24 protein-coding genes are annotated in these 19,550 nt (G+C 63.5%); 18 read left to right on the plus strand and 6 right to left on the minus strand.

All coding sequences use genetic code 11. The features are described from left to right. The first annotated feature begins 201 nt into the window (after nucleotides 1–201). Genes AC0L3H_RS27155 through AC0L3H_RS27165 form a run of 3 tightly spaced genes read left to right on the plus strand, consistent with a single transcriptional unit; the run spans nucleotide 202 to nucleotide 1,664 of the window. Nucleotides 202–957 (plus strand): phage terminase large subunit family protein, encoded by a 756-nt coding sequence (locus AC0L3H_RS27155; protein WP_473587504.1) that lies wholly within the window; start codon nucleotides 202–204, stop codon nucleotides 955–957. Nucleotides 958–970: 13 nt separating this feature from the next. Continuing rightward, entirely contained in the window at nucleotides 971–1,570 is a 600-nt protein-coding gene (locus AC0L3H_RS27160; RefSeq protein WP_473587505.1) for a hypothetical protein, read from the plus strand. Beyond that, on the plus strand, nucleotides 1,506–1,664 hold the full coding sequence (locus AC0L3H_RS27165; RefSeq protein WP_473587506.1) for a hypothetical protein: 159 nt from the start codon (nucleotides 1,506–1,508) through the stop codon (nucleotides 1,662–1,664). The genes AC0L3H_RS27160 and AC0L3H_RS27165 overlap by 65 nt, the downstream gene beginning before the upstream one ends. A gap of 277 nt (nucleotides 1,665–1,941) precedes the next feature. Here the strand turns inward: AC0L3H_RS27165 and AC0L3H_RS27170 are convergent, their stop codons facing one another. Next, nucleotides 1,942–2,559 (minus strand): methyltransferase domain-containing protein, encoded by a 618-nt coding sequence (locus AC0L3H_RS27170; protein WP_473509318.1) that lies wholly within the window; start codon nucleotides 2,557–2,559, stop codon nucleotides 1,942–1,944. 127 nt (nucleotides 2,560–2,686) lie between these two features. On the opposite strand from AC0L3H_RS27170, the gene AC0L3H_RS27175 reads away from it, so the two are divergent. Next, complete coding sequence (locus AC0L3H_RS27175; RefSeq protein ID WP_473587507.1) at nucleotides 2,687–4,411, plus strand: portal protein; 1,725 nt, start codon at nucleotides 2,687–2,689, stop codon at nucleotides 4,409–4,411. Next, nucleotides 4,408–4,731, plus strand: coding sequence for a Bbp19 family protein (locus AC0L3H_RS27180; protein WP_091599017.1), 324 nt, complete (start codon nucleotides 4,408–4,410; stop codon nucleotides 4,729–4,731). The genes AC0L3H_RS27175 and AC0L3H_RS27180 overlap by 4 nt, the downstream gene beginning before the upstream one ends. A gap of 21 nt (nucleotides 4,732–4,752) precedes the next feature. Here the strand turns inward: AC0L3H_RS27180 and AC0L3H_RS27185 are convergent, their stop codons facing one another. Beyond that, nucleotides 4,753–5,067, minus strand: coding sequence for a hypothetical protein (locus AC0L3H_RS27185; RefSeq protein WP_473587508.1), 315 nt, complete (start codon nucleotides 5,065–5,067; stop codon nucleotides 4,753–4,755). 228 nt (nucleotides 5,068–5,295) lie between these two features. Then, on the minus strand, nucleotides 5,296–5,610 hold the full coding sequence (locus tag AC0L3H_RS27190) for a YMGG-like glycine zipper-containing protein (RefSeq protein ID WP_027154393.1): 315 nt from the start codon (nucleotides 5,608–5,610) through the stop codon (nucleotides 5,296–5,298). 326 nt (nucleotides 5,611–5,936) lie between these two features. Between AC0L3H_RS27190 and AC0L3H_RS27195 the strand changes: the two genes are divergently transcribed. The 5 genes from AC0L3H_RS27195 (at nucleotide 5,937) to AC0L3H_RS27215 (ending at nucleotide 10,605) form a co-directional block, all read left to right on the plus strand. Next, nucleotides 5,937–6,845: a hypothetical protein gene (locus AC0L3H_RS27195; RefSeq protein ID WP_473587509.1), complete on the plus strand. Its 909-nt coding sequence runs from the start codon at nucleotides 5,937–5,939 to the stop codon at nucleotides 6,843–6,845. Nucleotides 6,846–6,877: 32 nt separating this feature from the next. Further along, entirely contained in the window at nucleotides 6,878–7,867 is a 990-nt protein-coding gene (locus AC0L3H_RS27200) for a Coat protein (protein WP_473587510.1), read from the plus strand. A 179-nt stretch (nucleotides 7,868–8,046) separates the two neighbouring features. Beyond that, nucleotides 8,047–8,286 carry a hypothetical protein gene (locus AC0L3H_RS27205; protein WP_473587511.1) on the plus strand — a complete coding sequence of 80 codons (240 nt, stop codon included), beginning with the start codon at nucleotides 8,047–8,049 and terminating at the stop codon, nucleotides 8,284–8,286. Between the two features lie 349 nt (nucleotides 8,287–8,635). Further along, nucleotides 8,636–9,238 carry a phage connector family protein gene (locus tag AC0L3H_RS27210; RefSeq protein ID WP_473587512.1) on the plus strand — a complete coding sequence of 201 codons (603 nt, stop codon included), beginning with the start codon at nucleotides 8,636–8,638 and terminating at the stop codon, nucleotides 9,236–9,238. Continuing rightward, nucleotides 9,238–10,605, plus strand: a complete 1,368-nt coding sequence (locus tag AC0L3H_RS27215) for a phage tail protein (protein WP_473587513.1) — start codon at nucleotides 9,238–9,240, stop codon at nucleotides 10,603–10,605. The genes AC0L3H_RS27210 and AC0L3H_RS27215 overlap by 1 nt, the downstream gene beginning before the upstream one ends. Nucleotides 10,606–10,670: 65 nt before the next feature. Here AC0L3H_RS27215 and AC0L3H_RS27220 read toward each other — a convergent pair whose 3' ends face one another. Continuing rightward, entirely contained in the window at nucleotides 10,671–10,976 is a 306-nt protein-coding gene (locus tag AC0L3H_RS27220) for a hypothetical protein (protein ID WP_473587514.1), read from the minus strand. Here AC0L3H_RS27220 and AC0L3H_RS27225 point away from each other — a divergent pair. From AC0L3H_RS27225 to AC0L3H_RS27260, 8 genes are all read left to right on the plus strand, one after another. Further along, the gene (locus AC0L3H_RS27225) at nucleotides 10,965–11,693 is read left to right on the plus strand and encodes a hypothetical protein (protein WP_473587515.1); all 729 of its coding nucleotides are present in this window, start codon (nucleotides 10,965–10,967) and stop codon (nucleotides 11,691–11,693) included. The two genes, AC0L3H_RS27220 and AC0L3H_RS27225, sit on opposite strands and share 12 nt — an antisense overlap. A gap of 81 nt (nucleotides 11,694–11,774) precedes the next feature. Beyond that, entirely contained in the window at nucleotides 11,775–12,434 is a 660-nt protein-coding gene (locus AC0L3H_RS27230) for a hypothetical protein (protein ID WP_473587516.1), read from the plus strand. A gap of 2 nt (nucleotides 12,435–12,436) precedes the next feature. Continuing rightward, nucleotides 12,437–12,928, plus strand: coding sequence for a hypothetical protein (locus tag AC0L3H_RS27235; protein ID WP_473587517.1), 492 nt, complete (start codon nucleotides 12,437–12,439; stop codon nucleotides 12,926–12,928). Beyond that, nucleotides 12,928–13,785 (plus strand): hypothetical protein, encoded by an 858-nt coding sequence (locus AC0L3H_RS27240; RefSeq protein WP_473587518.1) that lies wholly within the window; start codon nucleotides 12,928–12,930, stop codon nucleotides 13,783–13,785. Before AC0L3H_RS27235 ends, AC0L3H_RS27240 begins: the two co-directional genes overlap by 1 nt. A 304-nt stretch (nucleotides 13,786–14,089) precedes the next feature. Continuing rightward, nucleotides 14,090–14,452: a VanZ family protein gene (locus AC0L3H_RS27245; protein ID WP_287065151.1), complete on the plus strand. Its 363-nt coding sequence runs from the start codon at nucleotides 14,090–14,092 to the stop codon at nucleotides 14,450–14,452. 368 nt (nucleotides 14,453–14,820) lie between these two features. Beyond that, complete coding sequence (locus AC0L3H_RS27250; RefSeq protein ID WP_473587519.1) at nucleotides 14,821–18,003, plus strand: SGNH/GDSL hydrolase family protein; 3,183 nt, start codon at nucleotides 14,821–14,823, stop codon at nucleotides 18,001–18,003. Between the two features lie 4 nt (nucleotides 18,004–18,007). Beyond that, nucleotides 18,008–18,223: a hypothetical protein gene (locus AC0L3H_RS27255; RefSeq protein ID WP_473587520.1), complete on the plus strand. Its 216-nt coding sequence runs from the start codon at nucleotides 18,008–18,010 to the stop codon at nucleotides 18,221–18,223. Next, complete coding sequence (locus AC0L3H_RS27260) at nucleotides 18,216–18,839, plus strand: acyltransferase (protein WP_473587521.1); 624 nt, start codon at nucleotides 18,216–18,218, stop codon at nucleotides 18,837–18,839. Before AC0L3H_RS27255 ends, AC0L3H_RS27260 begins: the two co-directional genes overlap by 8 nt. 87 nt (nucleotides 18,840–18,926) lie before the next feature. Here AC0L3H_RS27260 and AC0L3H_RS27265 read toward each other — a convergent pair whose 3' ends face one another. Then, nucleotides 18,927–19,097 carry a hypothetical protein gene (locus AC0L3H_RS27265; protein ID WP_473587522.1) on the minus strand — a complete coding sequence of 57 codons (171 nt, stop codon included), beginning with the start codon at nucleotides 19,095–19,097 and terminating at the stop codon, nucleotides 18,927–18,929. A 152-nt stretch (nucleotides 19,098–19,249) separates the two neighbouring features. Then, entirely contained in the window at nucleotides 19,250–19,444 is a 195-nt protein-coding gene (locus tag AC0L3H_RS27270) for a hypothetical protein (RefSeq protein WP_128170507.1), read from the minus strand. Between the last annotated feature and the right edge of the window lie 106 nt (nucleotides 19,445–19,550).

Genomic DNA, 19,550 nt, shown 5'->3' on the forward strand with positions numbered 1-19,550 from the left:
ACGGACAAACCCCGTTTTACGGGGCATGCACATGTGGCATTTCGATTCACTCAAAACTTTCCCCGGACAGCCCTGCCGTTTACGGGGAGAAATGCCCGGCAGGGCAATGAGGGGCGGCGCGGCGCTAGCTCGGAAAGTCACGCCCAAACAACACCATACGGCCGGCACCTGCCAACATGATTCAAGTGCGAGGGCGAAGAAATGACCCGCCACGTCACCTTCATGACCATCGACGATGCCGAGCACTACACGCCGCAGCAGCGCGCCGCGATCGTATCGGCCTATCCGGCGCATGAGCGCGAGGCGCGGGCCAGGGGCATTCCGGTGCTGGGTTCCGGCCGCATCTTTCCGGTGCCGGAGGAGCTGATTGCCTGCGAGCCGTTCCGGCTGCCGCGATACTGGCCGCGGCTCGGGGCGCTGGATTTCGGCTGGGATCACCCTTCCGCTGCTGTCGAGCTCGCCTGGGATACGGAGGCCGACGTCGTCTATGTCGCAAAAGCCTGCCGCGCCTCGCAGCAAACGCCGGCCATGCAGGCGCTGACCCTGAAACCGTGGGGCGAATGGCTGCCCTGGGCGTGGCCGCGCGACGGCCGCCGCGAGACGCTGGAAGGTGCGGGCGTGGCACTTGCCCGGCAATATGGCGCGCATGGGCTGAACATGCTTTCCAGTCATGCGCAATTCGCCGACGGTTCGGTGTCGGTCGAGGCCGGGCTGATGGAGATGCTCGACCGCATGCAGAGCGGCCGCTTCAAGGTGTTCTCGACGCTTCTGCCCTGGTTCGAGGAGTTTCGGCTCTACCACCGCAAAGACGGCCAGGTGGTGAAGCTGCGCGACGATCTGATGGCGGCGACACGCTATGGCGTGATGATGCTGAGGGAAGCGGTGGTCGACCCGGCCGAGTTCAAGACGGCACGGCGAAAGGCAGGGCAGAGCGATCCGCTGGGGGCGTTCCGGTGAGGGGACCCCGCCGATGACCGTTCGCATCGTCAGCGCTACGCTGCGCGACCTCAGCTACATCGCCGCCAACCTGCGGCTCGAGGACCGGACGGAGATCGACTGCCAGTTCGACGAATGGTCGCCGGCGCTGCTGGCGCTGACGGCGCTGCAGGGGTTTGCCTATGTCGCCGAGCTGAACGGCAATCCGGAAGCCGGCTTTGGCGCCGCCGAGCAGCGCGGCGGGTTGTGGATCGCCTGGAGCTGGGGCACGCGCCGCATGAGGCGCTGCGTGCCTGGGATCACGGCGTTCTTTCACGCCGTGCTCGGTCCGCAGGTTGCCGCGCACGGCGCCTGGCGGGTCGAGGCGCGGGCGCTGGCCAGCAATGAACTGGCGCTGCGCTGGCTGGCCCGCTTGGGCGCCACGCAACGCTGCCGCCTGCCGGGCTACGGCAAGGACGGCGAGGATTTTTTGCTCTACGACTGGACAAGAACGTCCGACTTCGGGACGTCCAACTTTGGAGAAAGCTGGAACCATGTGCCTGTTTCAAAAGCCGCCGGCGCTGAAGCCGTTGCCGCCGACACCGACCATTGCCGACAAGGACGTGCAGGCGCGCGAAGCAGCGCTCAGGGCTGAGCTCGAGCAGCGCCAGGGCACCGCCGGCACGGTCAAGACCGATCTGTCGCCGAGCGAACTCAGCGGCCAGCGCCGCGTGCTGCTGGGCGTGTGACGTGGGTGGGAGGAGACGCTACGTTTCGTAGGCGCGTGCTGGCCGGTGGTATTGGCGCCGGCATGCGAAATTGGTGACGCGGCAAGGGTGAAGAGCACCCCTTCGCCCCTTGTGGGAGAAGGTGGATCGGCGCTTTAGCGCCGAGACGGATGAGGGGTGCTGGAAGAAATGAGGCAGTGGATTTTTGCGCTATTGCCAAGCTGGAACACCCCTCATCCGACCTCGCTTCGCGAGGCCACCTTCTCCCACAAGGGGAGAAGGCAAGGCTCTTCAGCTCTCACCCCGGCTTGCGCGCAAAGGCCCAGACCATCAGCGGATATTCCTCGTCGTTGCTGAGGTCGCGCCATAGGCCGTAGGCGCGCACCGGCCCGCCGATATGGGCTTTTGCGCAGGCTTTGTTGCCCCAGCTGAACACTTCAATGTTTGCCTGGGGGAAGCCGCCCTCGACCAGGACCTGCCTCAGGCCGGCGGCGGTCCAGCGGTTGTAGTCGTGCGGCCTGGCATGCACCCTGAACAGGAACGGCGTCGCCACCATCGCCCAGCCGCCCGGCCGGGTCATGGCGTGGATATTCTGTGCCGCGGCAAACGGGCGCTGCACATGCTCCAGCACCTGGTCGGCGATGACGACGGAATATTGCCGGTCGGTGCGGTCCTTGCAGATGTCGAATTCGGGAAAATCGACCGATGTATAGTTGGAGCAAATCGTCTTCCAGTGGCGGTTCCAGCCGGGCGAGATCTCGATCACGTCAGAGGATTTGCGGCCGTCGGCCTCAAGAAACGCGGTGAACGCCTCGATCTGCCTGATGCGCAGCCAGTTGCGGGAATCGTAGCCGATCAGCCGCTTTGCAACCTGCTTGCTTCGCCTCTTCAGGGCGCCGGGTAGGCTTTCCGTCATTATCAAATCGATCTCCTCGAGTCGCCGCCCCGCGCCCCTTGAACATCGCAAAAGCGAACAAAATTCGACCTGGCCTTGGCAATATCTGGGCTTCGAACAAGCTGATACATCAGAACAAGGAAATGCCATGGCGAGCGATTCCCGTGCCCACGATATCCTGTCGCGACAGGCGGAACTGGAGAGCGAGCGCAGCCAGTATGAGGCTGTCTGGGAGGCGGTGTCGGAATTCTGCGACCCCGACGCGCCCGATGTCTGGAATGGGCGCCGGGGCGCGGAACCGCAGGCCGAGCGGCAGCAGCGGCGCGGCGCCCGTGTCTACGCCAACACCATCAACTCGGCCGCCAACCGGCTGGCCGCCGGGCTGGAAAGCCTGATCATTCCACAATCGGAAAAATGGCACGGGCTGTCGACCGCCGCCGTGAACGACGAGGAGAGCGAGGAGGAGAAGGAATGGGCGGAGGCGCTTCGCGATTTCCTGTTTGCGCTGCGCTATTCGGCCAATTCGAATTTCGTGCCGGCGACGCAGGCCTGCCTGCGCAACGTCGTGCGCTATGGCCCGGCCTATCTCTACGCCGAGGAGGGCTTTGGCGGCACGCTGATCCGCTATGCCTCGATCCCGGTGGTCGAGGGCTATCTCTGCCGCAACCGCTGGGGCCAGGTCGACATTTTTCACCGCCGCTATGAGCGCACCGCACGGCAGGCGGCGCAGCTGCTCGGCTATGACAAGCTGCCGGCGCGGATCAAGATGCTGGTCGACGACCCGGCCAGATGCGAGACCAAGATCTCGCTGATCCAGTGCATCCAGCCGCGCGACGAGCGCAAGATGTACCGGCTCTCCGGCACCTACCAGTATCTCGACACGGCATTCGCCTCTTATCACGTCGTCGAGGACGAGGAGGTCATCGTCAGGGAGAGCGGTTTCCGCTCCTTCCCGGTGTCGTGCTTCAACTGGCGCCGCCATGAGGGCGACCCCTATGGCATCTCGCCGACCATCGAGGCGCTGACCACGGTGCGCGAGGAAAATGCGGTGCGCCGCTCGGGTCTCAGGGCGCTGCAGCAGATCACCGATCCGGCGACCGCGTCGAAGGCGCGGCTCGACTATGTGCCGGTGCTCAATCCCGGCGAGAACTATCCCGGCCTGATCGACGACAATGGCCGGCCGCTGATTGCGCCGATCGCTGTGGGCCAGAACCCGACCCATGCATTCGACTACGCGGAAAGCCGGGCCGAGGAGATCCGCGACATGATGTTCGTCAACCTGTTCCAGACGCTGGTGCAGAACCCGCAGATGACGGCCACCGAAGCCTTGATCCGGCAGGAGGAGAAGGGCGCGCTGCTCGGGCCGTCCGGCTCGATCATCCAGGCCGGCTTTGCCGCCAATCTCGACCGCGAGCTCGGTATCCTCGAGGACAAGGGATTGTATGAGGAAGACAGCCGCTTCCTGCCGCCGGCGAGCCTCGCCGGCAAGGCGGTGCGGCCGACCTTCACCGGTCCGCTCGACGTGCTGCGCCGCTCGGCCGAGGCGCGCGACACCATCCAGGTGGTGACCACGGCCATGCAGATGGCGCAGTTCGACCCCGGCGTGATGGACAATATCGACGGTGACGAGGCGCTGAAGATCGTGCAGAGCGCCGGCCGCAGCCCGCAGCGCATCTTTCGCCGCCAGGACGAGGTGGCTGATATTCGCGATGCCCGAGCCAGGGCGCAACAAGCGCAGGCCGGCATGGCGGCGATCGCCGCCGCCGGCAAGGTTGCCAGGGATGCCGTGCCGGCGGCGGTCCAGGCGCGCGACAGTGGCCTGCTCGACAGTCTCATCGGGCTGACGCCGCAGGGCGCCGAGGGCGGCGCATGAGCGGCAAACGCTTCGCCCATTCGCGCCAGGCCGGCGGCCCGGCCAGGGCGCAGGATGCGCTGACCAGGGCCTATCTCAGGGTGTTCTCAGGCCAGGACGGCGAGATGGTGCTGGCCGACCTGACGGCGGCGACCGGCTATTACCGCCGCCCGTCCTATGGCGAGTGGCTGGCCAAGACCAGGACGCCGAACGGCTTCGAGCTGCACAGCGCGCTGAGCAACGCGCGCGCCGAAGTGGTGCAGCACATCATGGGGTTTTTGACACTGGACGAAGCGCAACTGGCGGCGCTGGAGAAGGCGGCGCGGCTGGAGGGGAGGTAGGGTGATGAAACTGCCTTATGGCTAAGTCTTGCTCAAATCTACGGTGATCCGCATCGGGCTGGTTTTGACGCCTGACGGCCAACACTTCTGGACCGATTTCGAAAGTTGCTGGGCGGCTTCCGCCGCCGCCTCCGAATGTGGATCATAAGATACAACGGTAACCGACTTGACCTTGCCGACCTTGTCCAACGTCACCTCGAAAGTGGCTTTGACGTGATTGTCTACAGCGGCCACCGGCAAGACCAGGCAATCGCCGATCCGCTCAACACTGACAGCCTGTCTGGCGTGTGCGGAAACCGAACAAACAACCAGCAGCGAAGTCATCAAAAATCGCATCGTCGCCCCCTTTGGATAGCAGACGATAGCGTCTAAGCGCGCTGAGGGTAAGGATCAAAACCATCGGGTAGACCGCGCCGACGCTGAAACTGCGCCCCTCTCCCCGTTCTACGGGGAGAGGATGCCGGCAGGCAGGTGAGGGGCGGCGCCAGCATCTCAGAATTCTGCACTGCCCCTCATCCCCCTGCCGGGACCTTCTCCCCGTATAGTGACGGGAAGAAGGGGCTATCAATAATCGCCGCGGTAGTAGCGGTCGTCGCAGCGGGCGGTGTAGATGCGGCCGTAGCGGTCCTGATAGCGGCAAAGCTGTTCGCCGCGCCGCTGTGGCGTCGTTGCGCTGCCGACGACCGCCCCCAGCAGGGCGCCGCTGGCTGCGCCGATAACCGTGCTCTTGGTGTCGCGGCCCAGGGCCTGACCGACCAGAGCGCCGCCAGCGCCGCCGACCAAGGCCCCCGTGGTGGCTCTTTGCTGGCCTTCGGTCTGCGCACATCCCGCCAGCGCGGCAGTCACAAGCAGGGCGGCAATGGCTTTGTACATGGTCATCGTCTGATACTCCGTTGAAGCCTATGAACTAATACACTGGCTGGTTTTGCCAAGTGTTTGCCAAGTGCGGTTGCATTGCGGCGGAACCGCGGCAACCGCTTGTCACGAAATGCGACATGGTTTCTTTCGTCTTGACGGTGCGTGCCTCCGGTTCTGAAAGATCGTACTCGAACAAGACGATAGCGCCAGGTTCTGTCGAAAAGAATCAGGCTGCGGCCACAACGATTCCGCCGCGTCCAGCCGATCCCTCAACAATCCAAATAACACGCCCGGCTGAACTGGCCAGTGCTCGTTTCCATTTGCAAACAACAAGAAGGAATCTTCTCATGACAGATCTGGCAGACGCCGGGTCCGTGGTGGCGTCGCCACCGGCGGGCAACCTTGCAGGGCCACCGGCCGCCGGGGACAACGGGTCCGCCCCGCCGGCTGCAGAAAGTTGGTTTGACGGTCTTTCCGAAGGCAACCGTAAAATCGCTGAAGCAAAGGGCTGGACCAAGCCTGATGGCAGCATCGACAAGGTGCTGACCTCCTATGCAGAACTGGAACGCCAGCAAGGCGAAAGCCTTCGCGTTCCGGCGGCCGACGCACCGCCAGAGGAATGGGCAAAGTTCCATGCCCGCCTTCCCGAGGACATGCGTCCGGTCGCAGCTGACAAGGTCGATTTCAAGCGCCCGGAAGGGCTCCCCGAAAACCTGCCATACGACGAGAACCTGGCCAACGCCTCCAAGCCATGGATGGCCGAAGCCAAGCTTTCAGCGAAGCAGGCGCAAGTCGTTCACGACAAGTTTGCGGCATATCAGGCTGAACAGGCAACGGCTCAAATGGCCGCCATCGCCAAGTCGGTCGAGACGACGCATGACGACCTCGTGAAGGATTGGGGACCGGTAACCAGCGACGGCTTCAAGGAGAAGCTGGAGGTCGCCAACCGGGCGATGAAGAAGCTCGGCCTGGTCGATGCCTACAAGGCGAAGGGCATCCTCCTGCCTGACGGCGCCTTGACCGATCCGCAGATCGCCAAGGCATTCCACGCCATCGGCGAGGCGATGTTCAGGGAAGACACGATCGACGGCGGCGCAGCCCTGAGCGGAGGCAATCCGTTCAAGCGCAACGCCGCCGGCGAACGCAACCTGACCGAAATCTCGGCGCTCGTCAGAAGCGACCCCGTCCGCGCCCGGCGGCTGGCACGCGAGGCCGGCGAGAACCCGGATCTGTGGATGCCTACCAATCCTCTTTGAACCAAGACACCGCGCAACCTGAAGGAAAAAAGATGGCAGACGCCTATACCCGCATCGCGGACGCGATCGTTCCGTCCGTCTATGCACAATACTCGTTCGAGGAGCACGTCCAGTCGCTCGAGATCTACCAGGCCGGGATCCTGTTTTCCGACCCGGCCATCGCCTCGAAGCTCTCCATGGGCGGGCGTTCCGTCGATATGCCCGGCTGGAAGGATCTCGGCAACGATCCGTCCGAGCCGGTCAACGACGATTCGGCCGACTCGATCGAGATGAAGAAGATCGGCGCGCGCCGCGAGGTCGCCGCCCGCAATGTCCGCGCCCAGGCGTGGGGCATCCCGGACCTGACTTCGATCCTGGCCGGCGACGACCCGCAGAAGCTGATCGTGCGCCGCCAGACAGACTACTGGCAGCGCGCCAACAAGCTGACGCTGCTCGGCATCCTGAAAGGGGTGGTGGCCGACAACCTCGCCAATGATGCCGGCGACCTCGTCCGCATCACCGGCGCCTCCATCGTCGACAGCGACATCATCGAGGCCGCCTATCTGATGGGCGACCGCGCCGACAAGTTCAAGACGATCTGGATGCATTCCAAGCAGATGAAGGCGCTGAAGCTCGCCGACCTCATCGACTATGTGCGGCCGTCCGAGCAGGGCGGGCCGCTGATCCCCTATTATATGGGGCTGCGGGCCGTCATCGACGACGACATCCCGGTCGCCGCGGGCGTCTACACGGCGTTCATGTTCAAGGACAAGGCAATCCTGTGGAACGAGCTGCCGGTCAATACCGAGGGCGGGCCGCTGGAGTTCGACCGCAAGCCGCGCCAGGGCCATGGCGGCGGCGTCACCGAAATGGTCGCCCGCCGGCATTTCGTCGCGCATGTGCCCGGCACCCGCTTCCTCGACGCGTCGACGGCCAGCGAATTCGCCACCGATGCCGAGCTGGCGCTGGCGGCGAACTGGGACCGCACCGCGTCGAGCGTCAAGCACATGACGTTCATCGCGCTGAAGACGACCGAAGCCTGATGAAGCAAGGCGAGGGCGGGGCGTCAGAGTCCCGCCCTTCTGGGCGCCAGGTCGGCCGATGTGGCTAATCCCAATTCACGCGCTGTGCTGCTTGTTGTTGTTGCACATTGATCAATCGCCGCCACCAAACGGTTACACAAGCGGGCGATGCTGCCTTGTCTTTGCAATGGAGGGTAACCATGAATATGACCTACAAGGCAGTTCAGGATGTGCTTCGAAAAGCCGGCATTGTCATAAGCAAAAAGGGCGAGCTTCACCGCATCAACTTCTTCAGCGGCCTGGAAAACACCGCCTACTACACGACAAGCCTCGAGAATGCGCTTGAGCGGGGTTTGGCGATGGCGAGAGCTGCCGAAAGATTGCCAGCAAGCGCCTTTGCCAAGTCGCGCGGGTGGCCGGCGAGCGCACACTTCGGCTGACGCCGCAGGATGTCATCGCCGCGTTGCGCGGCGATGTTGGGAAATGCATATTATCAGGTGGCGCACGCTGCCAGCTTTCTGCGGTCGCGTTCCGTCGCGCCCCCTCTGTCCTGCCCTCTCTTTGCCAAAATTTGGCATCTCCCCCACTTGGGGGGAGATCGGCAGCTTCACCGACAACGCCCTTTCTTCAACGTTGGCGATTGGCGAAAGCCAACGCGACATCCAATCTCCGCCCTCGTGGGGGAGATGCCCGGCAGGGCAGAGGGGGGCGCGATGGAACGCGACCTTCCCCACGATCCACCCCACCATGCCTGCTTTTCCCGATCCAAACAGACGGAGGCCTAAAACCATGGCCGTCACCCCGCTCGACATTGCCAACATGGCGCTTGGCGTCCTCGACGAGGCGCCGGTCGACAGCCTTGATCAGGATGTCAAACCGGCCCGCCTGCTCAACCTGCATTTCGACCTGACCCGCGAGGCGGAGCTGATGAAACATGCCTGGGTGTTCGCAATCCTGGCGGCCGCCGTCGCCGGGTCCGATACCGGCAGTGGCGCGGGCACGCTGAACTTTGCCTATGAATTGCCCGTGGACTGCCTGCGGCCTTTGCCGCTGACCCACAATGGCGAGCCGGATGGCGTGCCGATCGCGTGGCGCCAGGAAGCCGGCTTGATCTATTCCGACCAATCGAGCCCGCTGATCATCCGCTATATCGCCAACCTCACCGATCCGAACGACTGGGACGCGACGTTCACCGAAGTGCTGGTTGCAGCGCTTGCAGTCAAGATCGCGCATCCGCTGACCCACAAGGCGGGCATGATCGACATCGCCCGCGGTGCCTATAGCGCGGCGCTGGACGCGGCGTTCCACGCCAACGCCATCCAGCGTGGCGGCAGGTTTTCAGCGTCGTCCTGGGCGGTCCATCGCGGCGACAACCGGTTCCGGCGCGCCTGATGACGATGCTCTATCCCATCCAGGACACCTTCGTCCGCGGCGAAATCTCACCGCGATTGCACGCTCGCGCCTCGCTCGACCTATACAGGGCCGCGCTCTCCCGCTGCGAAAACTTTTTGACGCTTCCCCATGGTGGCATCCGGAAGCGCGGCGGCACCTATTTCTGCGCCGAGGTGAGGGATTCTTCCAAAGCGACGCGGCTGATCCCGTTCATCTTCTCGGCGGACCAGGCCTATGCGCTCGAATTCGGCGATCTCTACATCCGCGTCCATGCCTATGGCGCCCGCGTCGGGGTGGTTGAAGTGGTGACGCCATACCTGGAGGCTGACCTGTTCGACCTGCAATTCGTCCAGTCCGCCGACCAGATGTGGATCACCCACAAAAACCACCTGCCGCAGGTTCTCACCCGCACGGCGCACACCGCATGGACGCTGGCCGAGTTCGTCTTTCTCGACGGCCCCTATGACGACGTCAACACAAGCGCGACCACGCTGACGCCGGCCGAGACAGGCGCCGTTCATCCGGCGATGACCAGCAATACGCTGCCAACCGGCACCGCTGCATCCAGCGCCGGCACCGCATATCTCGCGTTCGACCGTGACAACAAGACAGTCATAACGTTCGGTACGACCACCGGCGACGTGTCCTATGATTTTGCAGGCACCGTGACAAAGGTGTGCGACGGTTACTGGATACAGACTAGGGCGAACGGCGGCTCCAGAGCACCGGTGTCATGGGATTTCCAGGGCTTCGATGGCACCAACTGGATCTCGCTTGACAGCCGGACGGCGGAAACCGGCTGGTCGCGCGGCGAGGTGCGGTTTTATGAGTTCCAGAACGAGACCGCCTATCAGTCCTATCGGATAGTGCTCAACGGATCCGAAGGCGACGACAACATGGACATAGCCGAGATGGGCTGGCACGAGGATGGCGATACACAGACGCCATTCGATCTCACGGCATCCTCGATCGTCGGCATCAATGACGGCACCGGCTTCCAGACCAGCGATGTCGGCCGGACCATTCGCTTGCTCGGCTCGGATGCCGTCTGGCGCTGGGCGCGCATCACCAGCCGCAGCAGCGCGACTGTGGTCAAGGTCAGGCTGTATGGGCATGCGCTGCCCAATCTCAGCCCGATCGCCCGCTGGCGCCTCGGCACCTTCGTTCCCGGCAAATATGTCCAGAGCGGTTCGCTGTACGAGGAGCGCCTGGCCTTCAGCCGAAAATTTTCCGTCTATGCATCGGCAACCGGCGATTTCGAGAATTTCGCCACCGGCGAAAAGGACGACGACGCGCTTGAATTCGTCCAGGCCGGCGGCGGCCAGGCCAACGATATCACCTGGATTGCGGAATCCGACGGGCGCTGATCATTGGCACCCTTGGCGGCATCCGGGCGCTGTCGGGCTCGGGCATCGACGAAGCGCTGACGCCGTCATCGTTCAAGAACCGCCGCTCCCGCACCTTTGGCTGCGCGCCGCTGCGCCCTGTCGACGCCGGGCAATCGTTCCTGTTCGTCACCAGGTCGCGCAAATCGATTGCAGAACTGACCCAGAGCGCGACCGGCAAATTCACCTCGGAGGATGTCGGGCAGGTTTCCGAGCATATCCCGAAGCAGGGTGTCGTCGAACTGGCATTCCAGACCGATCCCGACCCGCTGCTGTGGTTCCCGCTCGATAATGGCGAGTTGGGGGGATACACGCACCAGCCTTCGCAGGAAGTCCGCGGCATGCACCGGCATCGCATCGCCGGGTATTTCTCCGGTTCCGCGTTCTCAGATTCAGCATGGGGAATGGTCGAGAGCGCCGTGGTCACGCCTGGGCAGGACGGCAATGACGATCTGTGGCTGATCGTCAAGCGCACCATCGGCGGGGCAACCAGGCGTACTATCGAAATCAAGTCGGCGCCGTTCGAATATGGCAAGATTGCCGACGCATTTGAGGTCGATAGCGGTCTGACCTACAGCGGTGTGGCTACAGGAACGGTCACAGGGCTCGATCATCTCAACGGCGAGACGGTCGATGCCCTGGCGGATGGCGTGGTCTACAAGGGCCTTGTCGTGGCTACTGGGGCGGTTTCCTTGCCTGGTGGTGCGACGGCCGCCAAATGGCAGGTGGGCCTGCCGTATGAGGCGGGCGCCGACACGCTGGAACTCGATGTCGGCGGCAGGGATGGCTCGATCGTTGGGCGGCGCAAGAAAGTCGCCAAGGTCATTCTGTCGCTGTTCGAGACGGATACGACCGGGCTGGAGATTACTTCCATGCAGCGTGGGCGGTGGGAGCCGGTTCGTATTCCCTCTGTCGTGACCCCTGACAGTTCGGCCAACCTGTTCACCGGGAACGTGGAAGTGCCGATCGACGATAGTTGGGAAGGGCAGGGGCGGGTGAGAATCCGCCATACCAACCCGACACCGTGCACCATCCGCGCGATCACGCCGGTGTTCGACAGTGAGGCGTAGTTCAAACTGCCGATCTCCCCCTCAAGGGGGGAGATTGCGCGCTCAGCCCTTCCATCACTCCCTTAAAAGGACCCCCCTTCGATGACCCCATCCCCGCATGCCGAAGCTCTCGGCAGGGCGCGGACGGCTGCCGATTTTGCTGCCGTCATCGCCTTGCTCGACAGCGACCTCGAAACTGCTGCCGCCCGCAAACAGGAACTGGAAAAGGCCAAGGGTCGTGCGATGTTCGGCCGTGGCGACCTGGCGGCGGCGCGCATTGCGCTCTCCGAGGCCAACGCCGTCGTTGCGCTGCTGGAAAAAACCCGTGAGGCGGCGAACGAGCGCCATGCCGCCGCGCAAAGCGAAGACTGCGTCGACATCGCAGCACTTGCCGACGAGATCAGGGCAAACGCCGCTTCCCTCGACGAGCGCTGGCGCATGGCCCACTGGCTGGTCGAGCAGCTGCGCCAGCAATTGTTCGACGCCGATGCCTTGCGCGGTGCCGTCGCCACCGTCAACAGCCAGCTCGACGCCGCCGGCGTCGCCAACCTGAAAATCAACCCGACCGCCGTCCGGCGCGCCGCCGTGACCGGGCCGCGAGCGACAGCTCCGGCTCGTCTCAGCGCGGCAGCGATCCAGGCCGACAGACTGCTTTTGTCGCTGCTCAGCCCCGGCGGCGCGCTCGACCCGCGACCGCCGCTTGGCGCGCCGGTCGGAGGCATCGCGGGTCGATATTCGCTGCGTGGCCGGGGCCGCGGCTGACCATGTGCACGCTTGCCCTTATCGGCACGGCTCTCTCGGTCGGCGGCGCGCTGATCGAAGGCCAGCAGTCGCGGCAGATGGCCGACTATCAGGCCAGAGCCTATGAGCAGCAGGCGCAGGCCGACGCGCAAGCCGCCGCCTTCGAGCAGGCCCAGGAACGCCACAAGCAGGATCTGTTGCTGTCCCAGGCGCTCGCCCGGGCCGGCGCCTCGGGCGTCGCCCTGTCAGGCTCGCCGACCGAGGTGCTCGCCGCCAATGCAAGGCAGGGCCAGCTCGACATCAAGGCGATCCAGTACGGCTCGCAGCTGCGCCAGAACAATTTCGCCACGCAGGCCGCGATCTCGCGCTTTTCCGGCAGTCAGGCGGCGGCTGCCTCGATCTTCAGGGCAGGCGGCAATCTCGTGTCCGGCCTTTCCGGGCTGTACGACCCGAAGAAAGCGGTGACGTTCGGCAACAGCGCCTTTCCGCCGGCGCCGGGCGGAGGGCTTTACTGATGGCGACCATCCCCCTCCAGCTCGCCCAGCGCCGGCTCGACAGCGGCAGCGTGGTTTCCTATCCCGACAGCTCGCCGGTCGGCGCCGCGATGCAGGGCTTTGGCGACGAGCTCGCGGCCGTCGCCGAGCGTTTCCGGCAGCAGAAGCAGCAGCAGGACGCGTTCGACGCCGAGGTCATCGGCCGCGAGCTGAACGGACAGATCGCCCAGGCCGAGAAAGAAGCGATCCAGAATGCGCCGGCCGACGGCCGCGGCCTGCACGACGCCATGTATGGCCAGGCACGCAACGGTGTCGTCAAGCCCGGCCTGTTCGACAAGATCTTCGACGGCACCGTGCCAAAAATGCCGGAAAGTGAACGCGCCAGCTTCATCAGGCAAAAAGAGGCGATGAGATTGGCCGGGTCGGCGCGCATGGCCGCACAGCAATATGCGCGCCGCCAGGACTATGAGCAGGCCGAATGGTCCAAGGCGCAAGCTACGGAGCTCAATGCCATCGCGCAGAGCGACCCGGACGACACCGCGACGTTCGAGGCGATCAGGCAGGGCGGGTTCGACTTCATCGCCAAGATGGGCAACCCGGTCGCCCGGCAGCTGGCCGAAACCGGTTGGCGCAGCAGCACGGCAAAGGCGCTCGCCCAGGCGATGCTCGCCAAGGACCCGAGGCGCGCCGCCGAAATGCTGGGTGCTGCGCCGGCCGCGCAGGCTGGTGGCGGTGAAACCACAGGCGCTGAAGGCACTGATCTGTCGGCGAAAAACCCGAATTGGCTGGCTTCGGGCGACGCCCGCCTTGCTGATCTGACGCCCGACGACAGGGTTGCGCTCGCCCGGCTGGCCGGCGTCTCGGTGACGCAAAACTGATGTCCGCACCGGCGACCCGCCAGCTTCTTCTCGTTACCTGGCCTGTTGCGTTGCCGTCAGCCCACCGGCATCTTTAATGGCTTCTTCATGTTAGTGGGCTTTTTATGGGAAAATCCAAAGCCCCTCGCAGGCATGGGGTCGTTTCAGCGATAAGAGCGACGGCGGCCTTTCTTACAACACAGACTTGTGGTTCTGGAGTTGAAATTCCCATGCGCTGATGCGATCATCGGCAAATACACCTCGCCCATGCAGGCTTCTCAGATGAAGGACTGACCCTACCTTGTTGCGCCTAGATTCTTTTCCGATGCTGGCAAGGATCGTTTTTCCGATCACGTTGGCCGGCGTTCTCTTGCTCACGCTTCTGCCGGCGCGGTTCTTGCCGGAACTCGGCACGGCCGTCACGCTTCACGACGACAAGCTGCAGCACGCCATCGCCTTCGCGGTGCTGGCGGCCCTGGGAAGCCTCGGCTGGCCGGAACACAGGACAAGGCTGATTGTTCTCCTCGCCTTTACTGGCGCGGCGATCGAGGTGCTTCAGGGCGCGCAACTGATCGGGCGCGATCTGGATGGGTTCGACTGGGTTGCCGACTGCGCCGGCATGGCGTTGGGACTGACAATCGCCGGAACAAGCAGGCGCGTTGGCAAGCGCGTCGGCGGATTGCCGTAGGTCGTCATCCCAGGGCGATCCATGCCGCGACATCAACCGAGCTGCGGCGGTTCAGGATAAAAGCGCTCCGTAGCGATCCTTCGCGCCCCCCTCTGTCCTGCCGGACGTCTCCCCCACTTGGGGGGAGATCGGCCTCCGTCACTGATTTCGCCAACCACCAACGTTGCAAAAAGGACGCTGTCCGCGAAGCTGCCAATCTCCCCAGTTGTGGGGGAGATGTCCGGCAGGACAGAGGGGGCGCTGTCCCTCGGCGATCAAAAGAGGGCTTACGGCCAATCGCAGACGTTGGAGAAAGACCGCGAGTCCCGCGCCCGCTGGAATCACTTTCAAGCCTCGCTTCGCGGGGCTTTTTTCATGGAGCAAGCCTGATGGCCCGACCCGCAACTGCTGCCGTTCGACTTCTGACCGGCGAACGCGAACCCGTGCGCGTGGCGACCACGGCCAGCATCCTGCTCCATCGCCTGCAGACCATCGACGGCGTGCCGGCTGAGGTCGGCGACCGCGTGCTGGTCAAGGATCAGGCCGACCCGACGCAGAACGGCATCTACACGGTGAGCGAAGGCGAATGGTTCCGCGCCGCCGACGCCCGCACCGCCCGCACCTTGCAGAGGGGAACGACGGTCCACACCCAGGTTGGGACAATCAATGCCGGCCGGGTGTTTGAATTCAGCGCCGACGCGCCGGTGGTGGGCAGCGATGCCATCACAATTGCCCCGTTCGTGCCGCCCGACATTGCGGGGGTAGTCGGTGCGGTGGTGACGCTGCGCGATGAAACGCAGGTGCTGAAGCATGCCACCGAGGCCAGCGCCGGCCAGGCCGCCGCCAGCGCGTCCACCTCCGCTGCCAATGCCGAACAGACCGCCGCCGATGTCGCTTCCACGGCGGCCAACCTGGCCGGCGCCCAGGCGGCACGCGACGCGTCGCTGTATGGCAAGGGCATCTTCCCGACCATCGTAGCCGCGATCGGCTTTGGCGTGGCCGGCTTCAGTGCCCTGGTCGGCGGCGCCGGCGGCACGAACGGCACGTTCGATCTGGCGTTCACCGGCGGCGCCGGTTCTGGCGCCGCAGGCCGCTTCGTTGTCGCTGGCGGTGCTCTGACGATGATCCTGATCACGGCACCCGGCTCCTACGCGGCGGCGCCGGCTTTCAGCTTTGCGGCCTCTGCGGGATTGGCGGGCGCAAGTGCGGCGGCGGTTTTGGGCCGGAATGTTGAAGTTGGTGAGTACTTTTGGACCGAAATCAGCGACGGCATCATGGGAATGTACACCGTGGCGGCTGGGCCTGTTGCCGTCGACACCGGTGTTCGCGCGTCGGCAGCGGAAGTTGTCGGCTTGATCGGGTCGCGGACGGTTGGGCCGGTCCTGATCACGGGCTCCGTCGGCGGCACGGCTGTTACCAATACCAGCGCCTATTATTGGCCGGGCTCTCTGTCGGCTGTCGATGAGTATCTGTCGAGCCTTGAACTTGGCTTCGGCGCTGGAGCAGGAACAATCCATATCGTAATTGCCCACGCCGAGGGCGATGGCACTTTAACTCTCGTCTCTCAACAAACCATCCCTGTCGTTGCCGGCCCGTCTTCCGTCAACTCGGGTCTCTCGATCCTGAAGCCAGCCGGCAGTGTCATGGGCCTGCAACGGACAGGAGCCGGCACATGGTATTATACGGCGGGGTCCATTCCGAACGGCGAAAGCAAGTGGTTCACGGCGACGGTTCCTACGTCACACACAGCCAAGACCGTCGACTTTGTCAATGGTCCGCAATGGAAAGCCACTTTCACGGGCGAAGTCGGCACAAAGGCGCGTGCAGCCTACGACACCGCAAACGATCTGGTAGACATCGTCGGCACTGAGCAGGTGGTCGGCTGGCCGAACCTGGTCAACACCGGCACGAATACCCCGGCGAACTACAGCGTCGTCATGCAAACGCCAGCGCCGGCCGATGGTTACATCACGGAAATCGATGTCGGTGCCAGCGGGGCCGGCACGGCCAACATTCACGTCATCCAGTACAATGGCGATCTAACCGTCAACGTGATCAGCACGCACCAGATCGCGTTGGCCAATGGTGTGAGCGAAATCTCCCTCAGCATACCGATTGCAGCGGGGCAGTATCCGGCAATCAGCGGCGGCGGCTACAAGTTTCAGAACAGCGTCAACCCGCAAGGCATTCCCGCATGGATCAGGTCCGGCGTGCTGTCGAACGGCGCTATTGTGGCATCATCGACCCTGCACCGCTATGAGGTTGCGTTCACGATCAAAACTGGCCTCATCGCCGACGCTGCGCGGGCTCTGACAGGCGGCACACAGAACACCGGCATGAACCTGCTGGCGGACGCCGACCCGAATGGCGTCGTTGACGCGACCGCAATCTTTGCCTCGGCCGCTGCTGCCCATCCAAACCTGTATGTGCCGCCCGGCAGCTTCGCGTTGACGGCTATGCCTAAGTCGGGTGACGGTTTTTGGGGACCAGGAAAGCCGTTCGTCGGCGGCCGGAGGTTCTTCGTTCCGGCCCGCCCGTCGCTGTTTAATCTCTATGATGGCTTCCGGGCCAAGATGGCAGAGCATATCGCCAACAACGATGTGCTCTGCTTGATCGCCGATAGCATCGGTCATTGGGCACTGGCCAGCAATGGCCCGGCGCATTGGTTTAATCGAGTTACCCAATTTGCCAATCTCGGCATTGCCGATGACGAGCCGGGCATGACGGCGCTACGGCCAAGCTCCACCTACACGCCGGCCTTCTATGGCGTTGCGACCAGCGGAACCGTCTCGACGGGAACGCGCGGGCCACTTGGCGAAAGCATCATTCTTGCGGATGGCGCGTCCCTAGCGTTCACTGGAGCTTATGAACAGATCGATGTCCACTACACCCGGGACGCCGGTCAAGGTTCGCTTGCCTTCGCTTTCGACGGTGGCGCGGCGTACAAGACCGTCAATGCTGCCGGCGCTCTGGCGCTCGATCAATATTCCGGCCCGTCGATGACGGGGCAGACCGTCAGCGGCAATTACACACTGACGGCGATAGGCGGCCCTGTCGAAATTACCGGGCTTATCCGTCTTGGAGTTAAGGCGCCGGGATCACGCCCTCGACTGCGCTCACTGCGCGCCGCGCATGGGAGCTATACTTTCGCGTCATTTAATACGGCGCGTCTTACCTCGGCAATCGTTCAAGCGAGCTATGCTGGCGGCAAGATCGTTCCGATTCTCGCACTTGGCATCAACGACAGTTTTGGTACCGCGCCGGCTACGATTTCCACCAACATCGCTGCGGTGCTTAATACGCTGGAGGCAGCTGCCGCACCTCGCATCCTTGCGATGCCGCCGACCCGCCCGTCTTCGGCCTGGAATGGTAGCTACACTGGCGGGCGGACTTACGACGCGGCGCTTGGCGCTATCCGCCAGACATACCGGTCACGAAACGTGCTGACGATCCCGATTGATGGTTTCGATTATATCGACGCTGGAGCCTATCAAGAGGGGCTTCACTTCAACGACGTCGGTCATGACAGCAACGCCTTGCGCTTCATCGAATATGTCGCGGAGAGAGGATAGGCAAATGGCACAGGCAATTCAGCACAAGGGTGAGACGGTAGCCAAACTCCGGGAAGGCGAGGAGTGGGTCGTTGTCGGCACCAAGATCGAGCGGCATGGGCTACCTCACGTCGACACTGTACATATCGGACGAGCTGCATCCGAATGCAGCCTGCGCCATGCCACCTATGACGCCGAATGCCTGCGTCAAATGGTGCGTCGGGGTCTCTTCGATGCCTAGACTGAAATGGTGGCGTGTGGCAGATGTTCGCAAATGCGTATCCACCATTCTCGCTGTTCGCCGCCGCTTTTCGTCTTGGATCGCCACAGGCGCCGCAAGGGAGAATGCCGTCATCGGGCCGCGCACGAAGTTCGGTGCCGGGGCGGAGATCTTCAACATTCATGGCGACAAGTCCCGGGTCTCAATCGGCGCGGACAGCCATCTGGACGGACATCTGCAGGTCTTTGCCCATGAGGGCCGGATCAATATCGATGACTGGTTCTACCTTGGTCCAGGCTCGACGATTTGGTCATCGGATCCGGTGGGGATCAAGATCGGCAAACATGTCCACGTCTCGTGGGGGGTGGCGATCCACGATACCAACTCGCATCCCATGGACCCGCAGAAGCGTTTTGCGCAGATGCAGGCCATCTTTCGCGAAGGCCATCCGCGCGTCGACCCAGGCATCCGCTCAGCACCGATCACAATCGGAGATGATGTCTGGATCGGCAACAGTGCCATGATAATGAAGGGTGTCACGATCGGCGACCGGGCGATAATTTCAGCCGGCTCAATCGTACGGTCGGACGTTCCGGCCGACGCTTTGGTGCGGCCGGACCGCGACCTGGTGAAATGAAATGATGCCTTCGCTCATCAATGAGCGTCGTCCCATCATAGAGCGCCAACCATTCGCTTGCGCCAAGGCGCGGGCGAATGGCAACGGCTAATGACGGCTGTCTTGCGGCTTGTTGTGAGGCTGGCTGTTCGACCACCAGACAAAATACAGCGAACCCACCTTCATGACCGGCACGCGGCGCTCGCGTCCGCGCCCCCGCAATTCGCGATAGACTTTTACCTTCAAGGTGCCGCCCGGCAGTTTGATGCGCACGCCCATCGGTTCAACTCCGCTGTGCAATTCAATGATGATGTGCGATGCAGCAATTAGAGAACTTCCCCAGCCGAAGAGTCAACCGCCGATGCGCGCGTTTGTTGGCTTGACCGGAAGGGTTCAAGCGCAGCCGCCCGAGGACGGCTTTTTTCGGGCCGTCAAGGCGCTGCCTGAGATCGGTTTGGATCGTCGTCGGGCTGGTCGTTCAACGGACGCGGCCGGTTCGACCACCAGCTGAAATACAGCGAGCCCAGCTTCAGAACCGGGATGCGGCGGGCGCGCTCACGCTCGCGCAACTCCCGATACACCTTCATCTTCAAGGTGCCGCCCGGCAACCTGATACGCACTGCCATTGCTCCCAACCCCCGTTGTGCAATGCAGCGACTTAGAGAGCTTCCGTGGCGGAAGAGTCAAGGGCTGATCGTTGATTATCTCTGCGGCTGTTTTCCGGGACCGGCT

Source organism: Mesorhizobium sp. WSM4816, assembly GCF_055811535.1.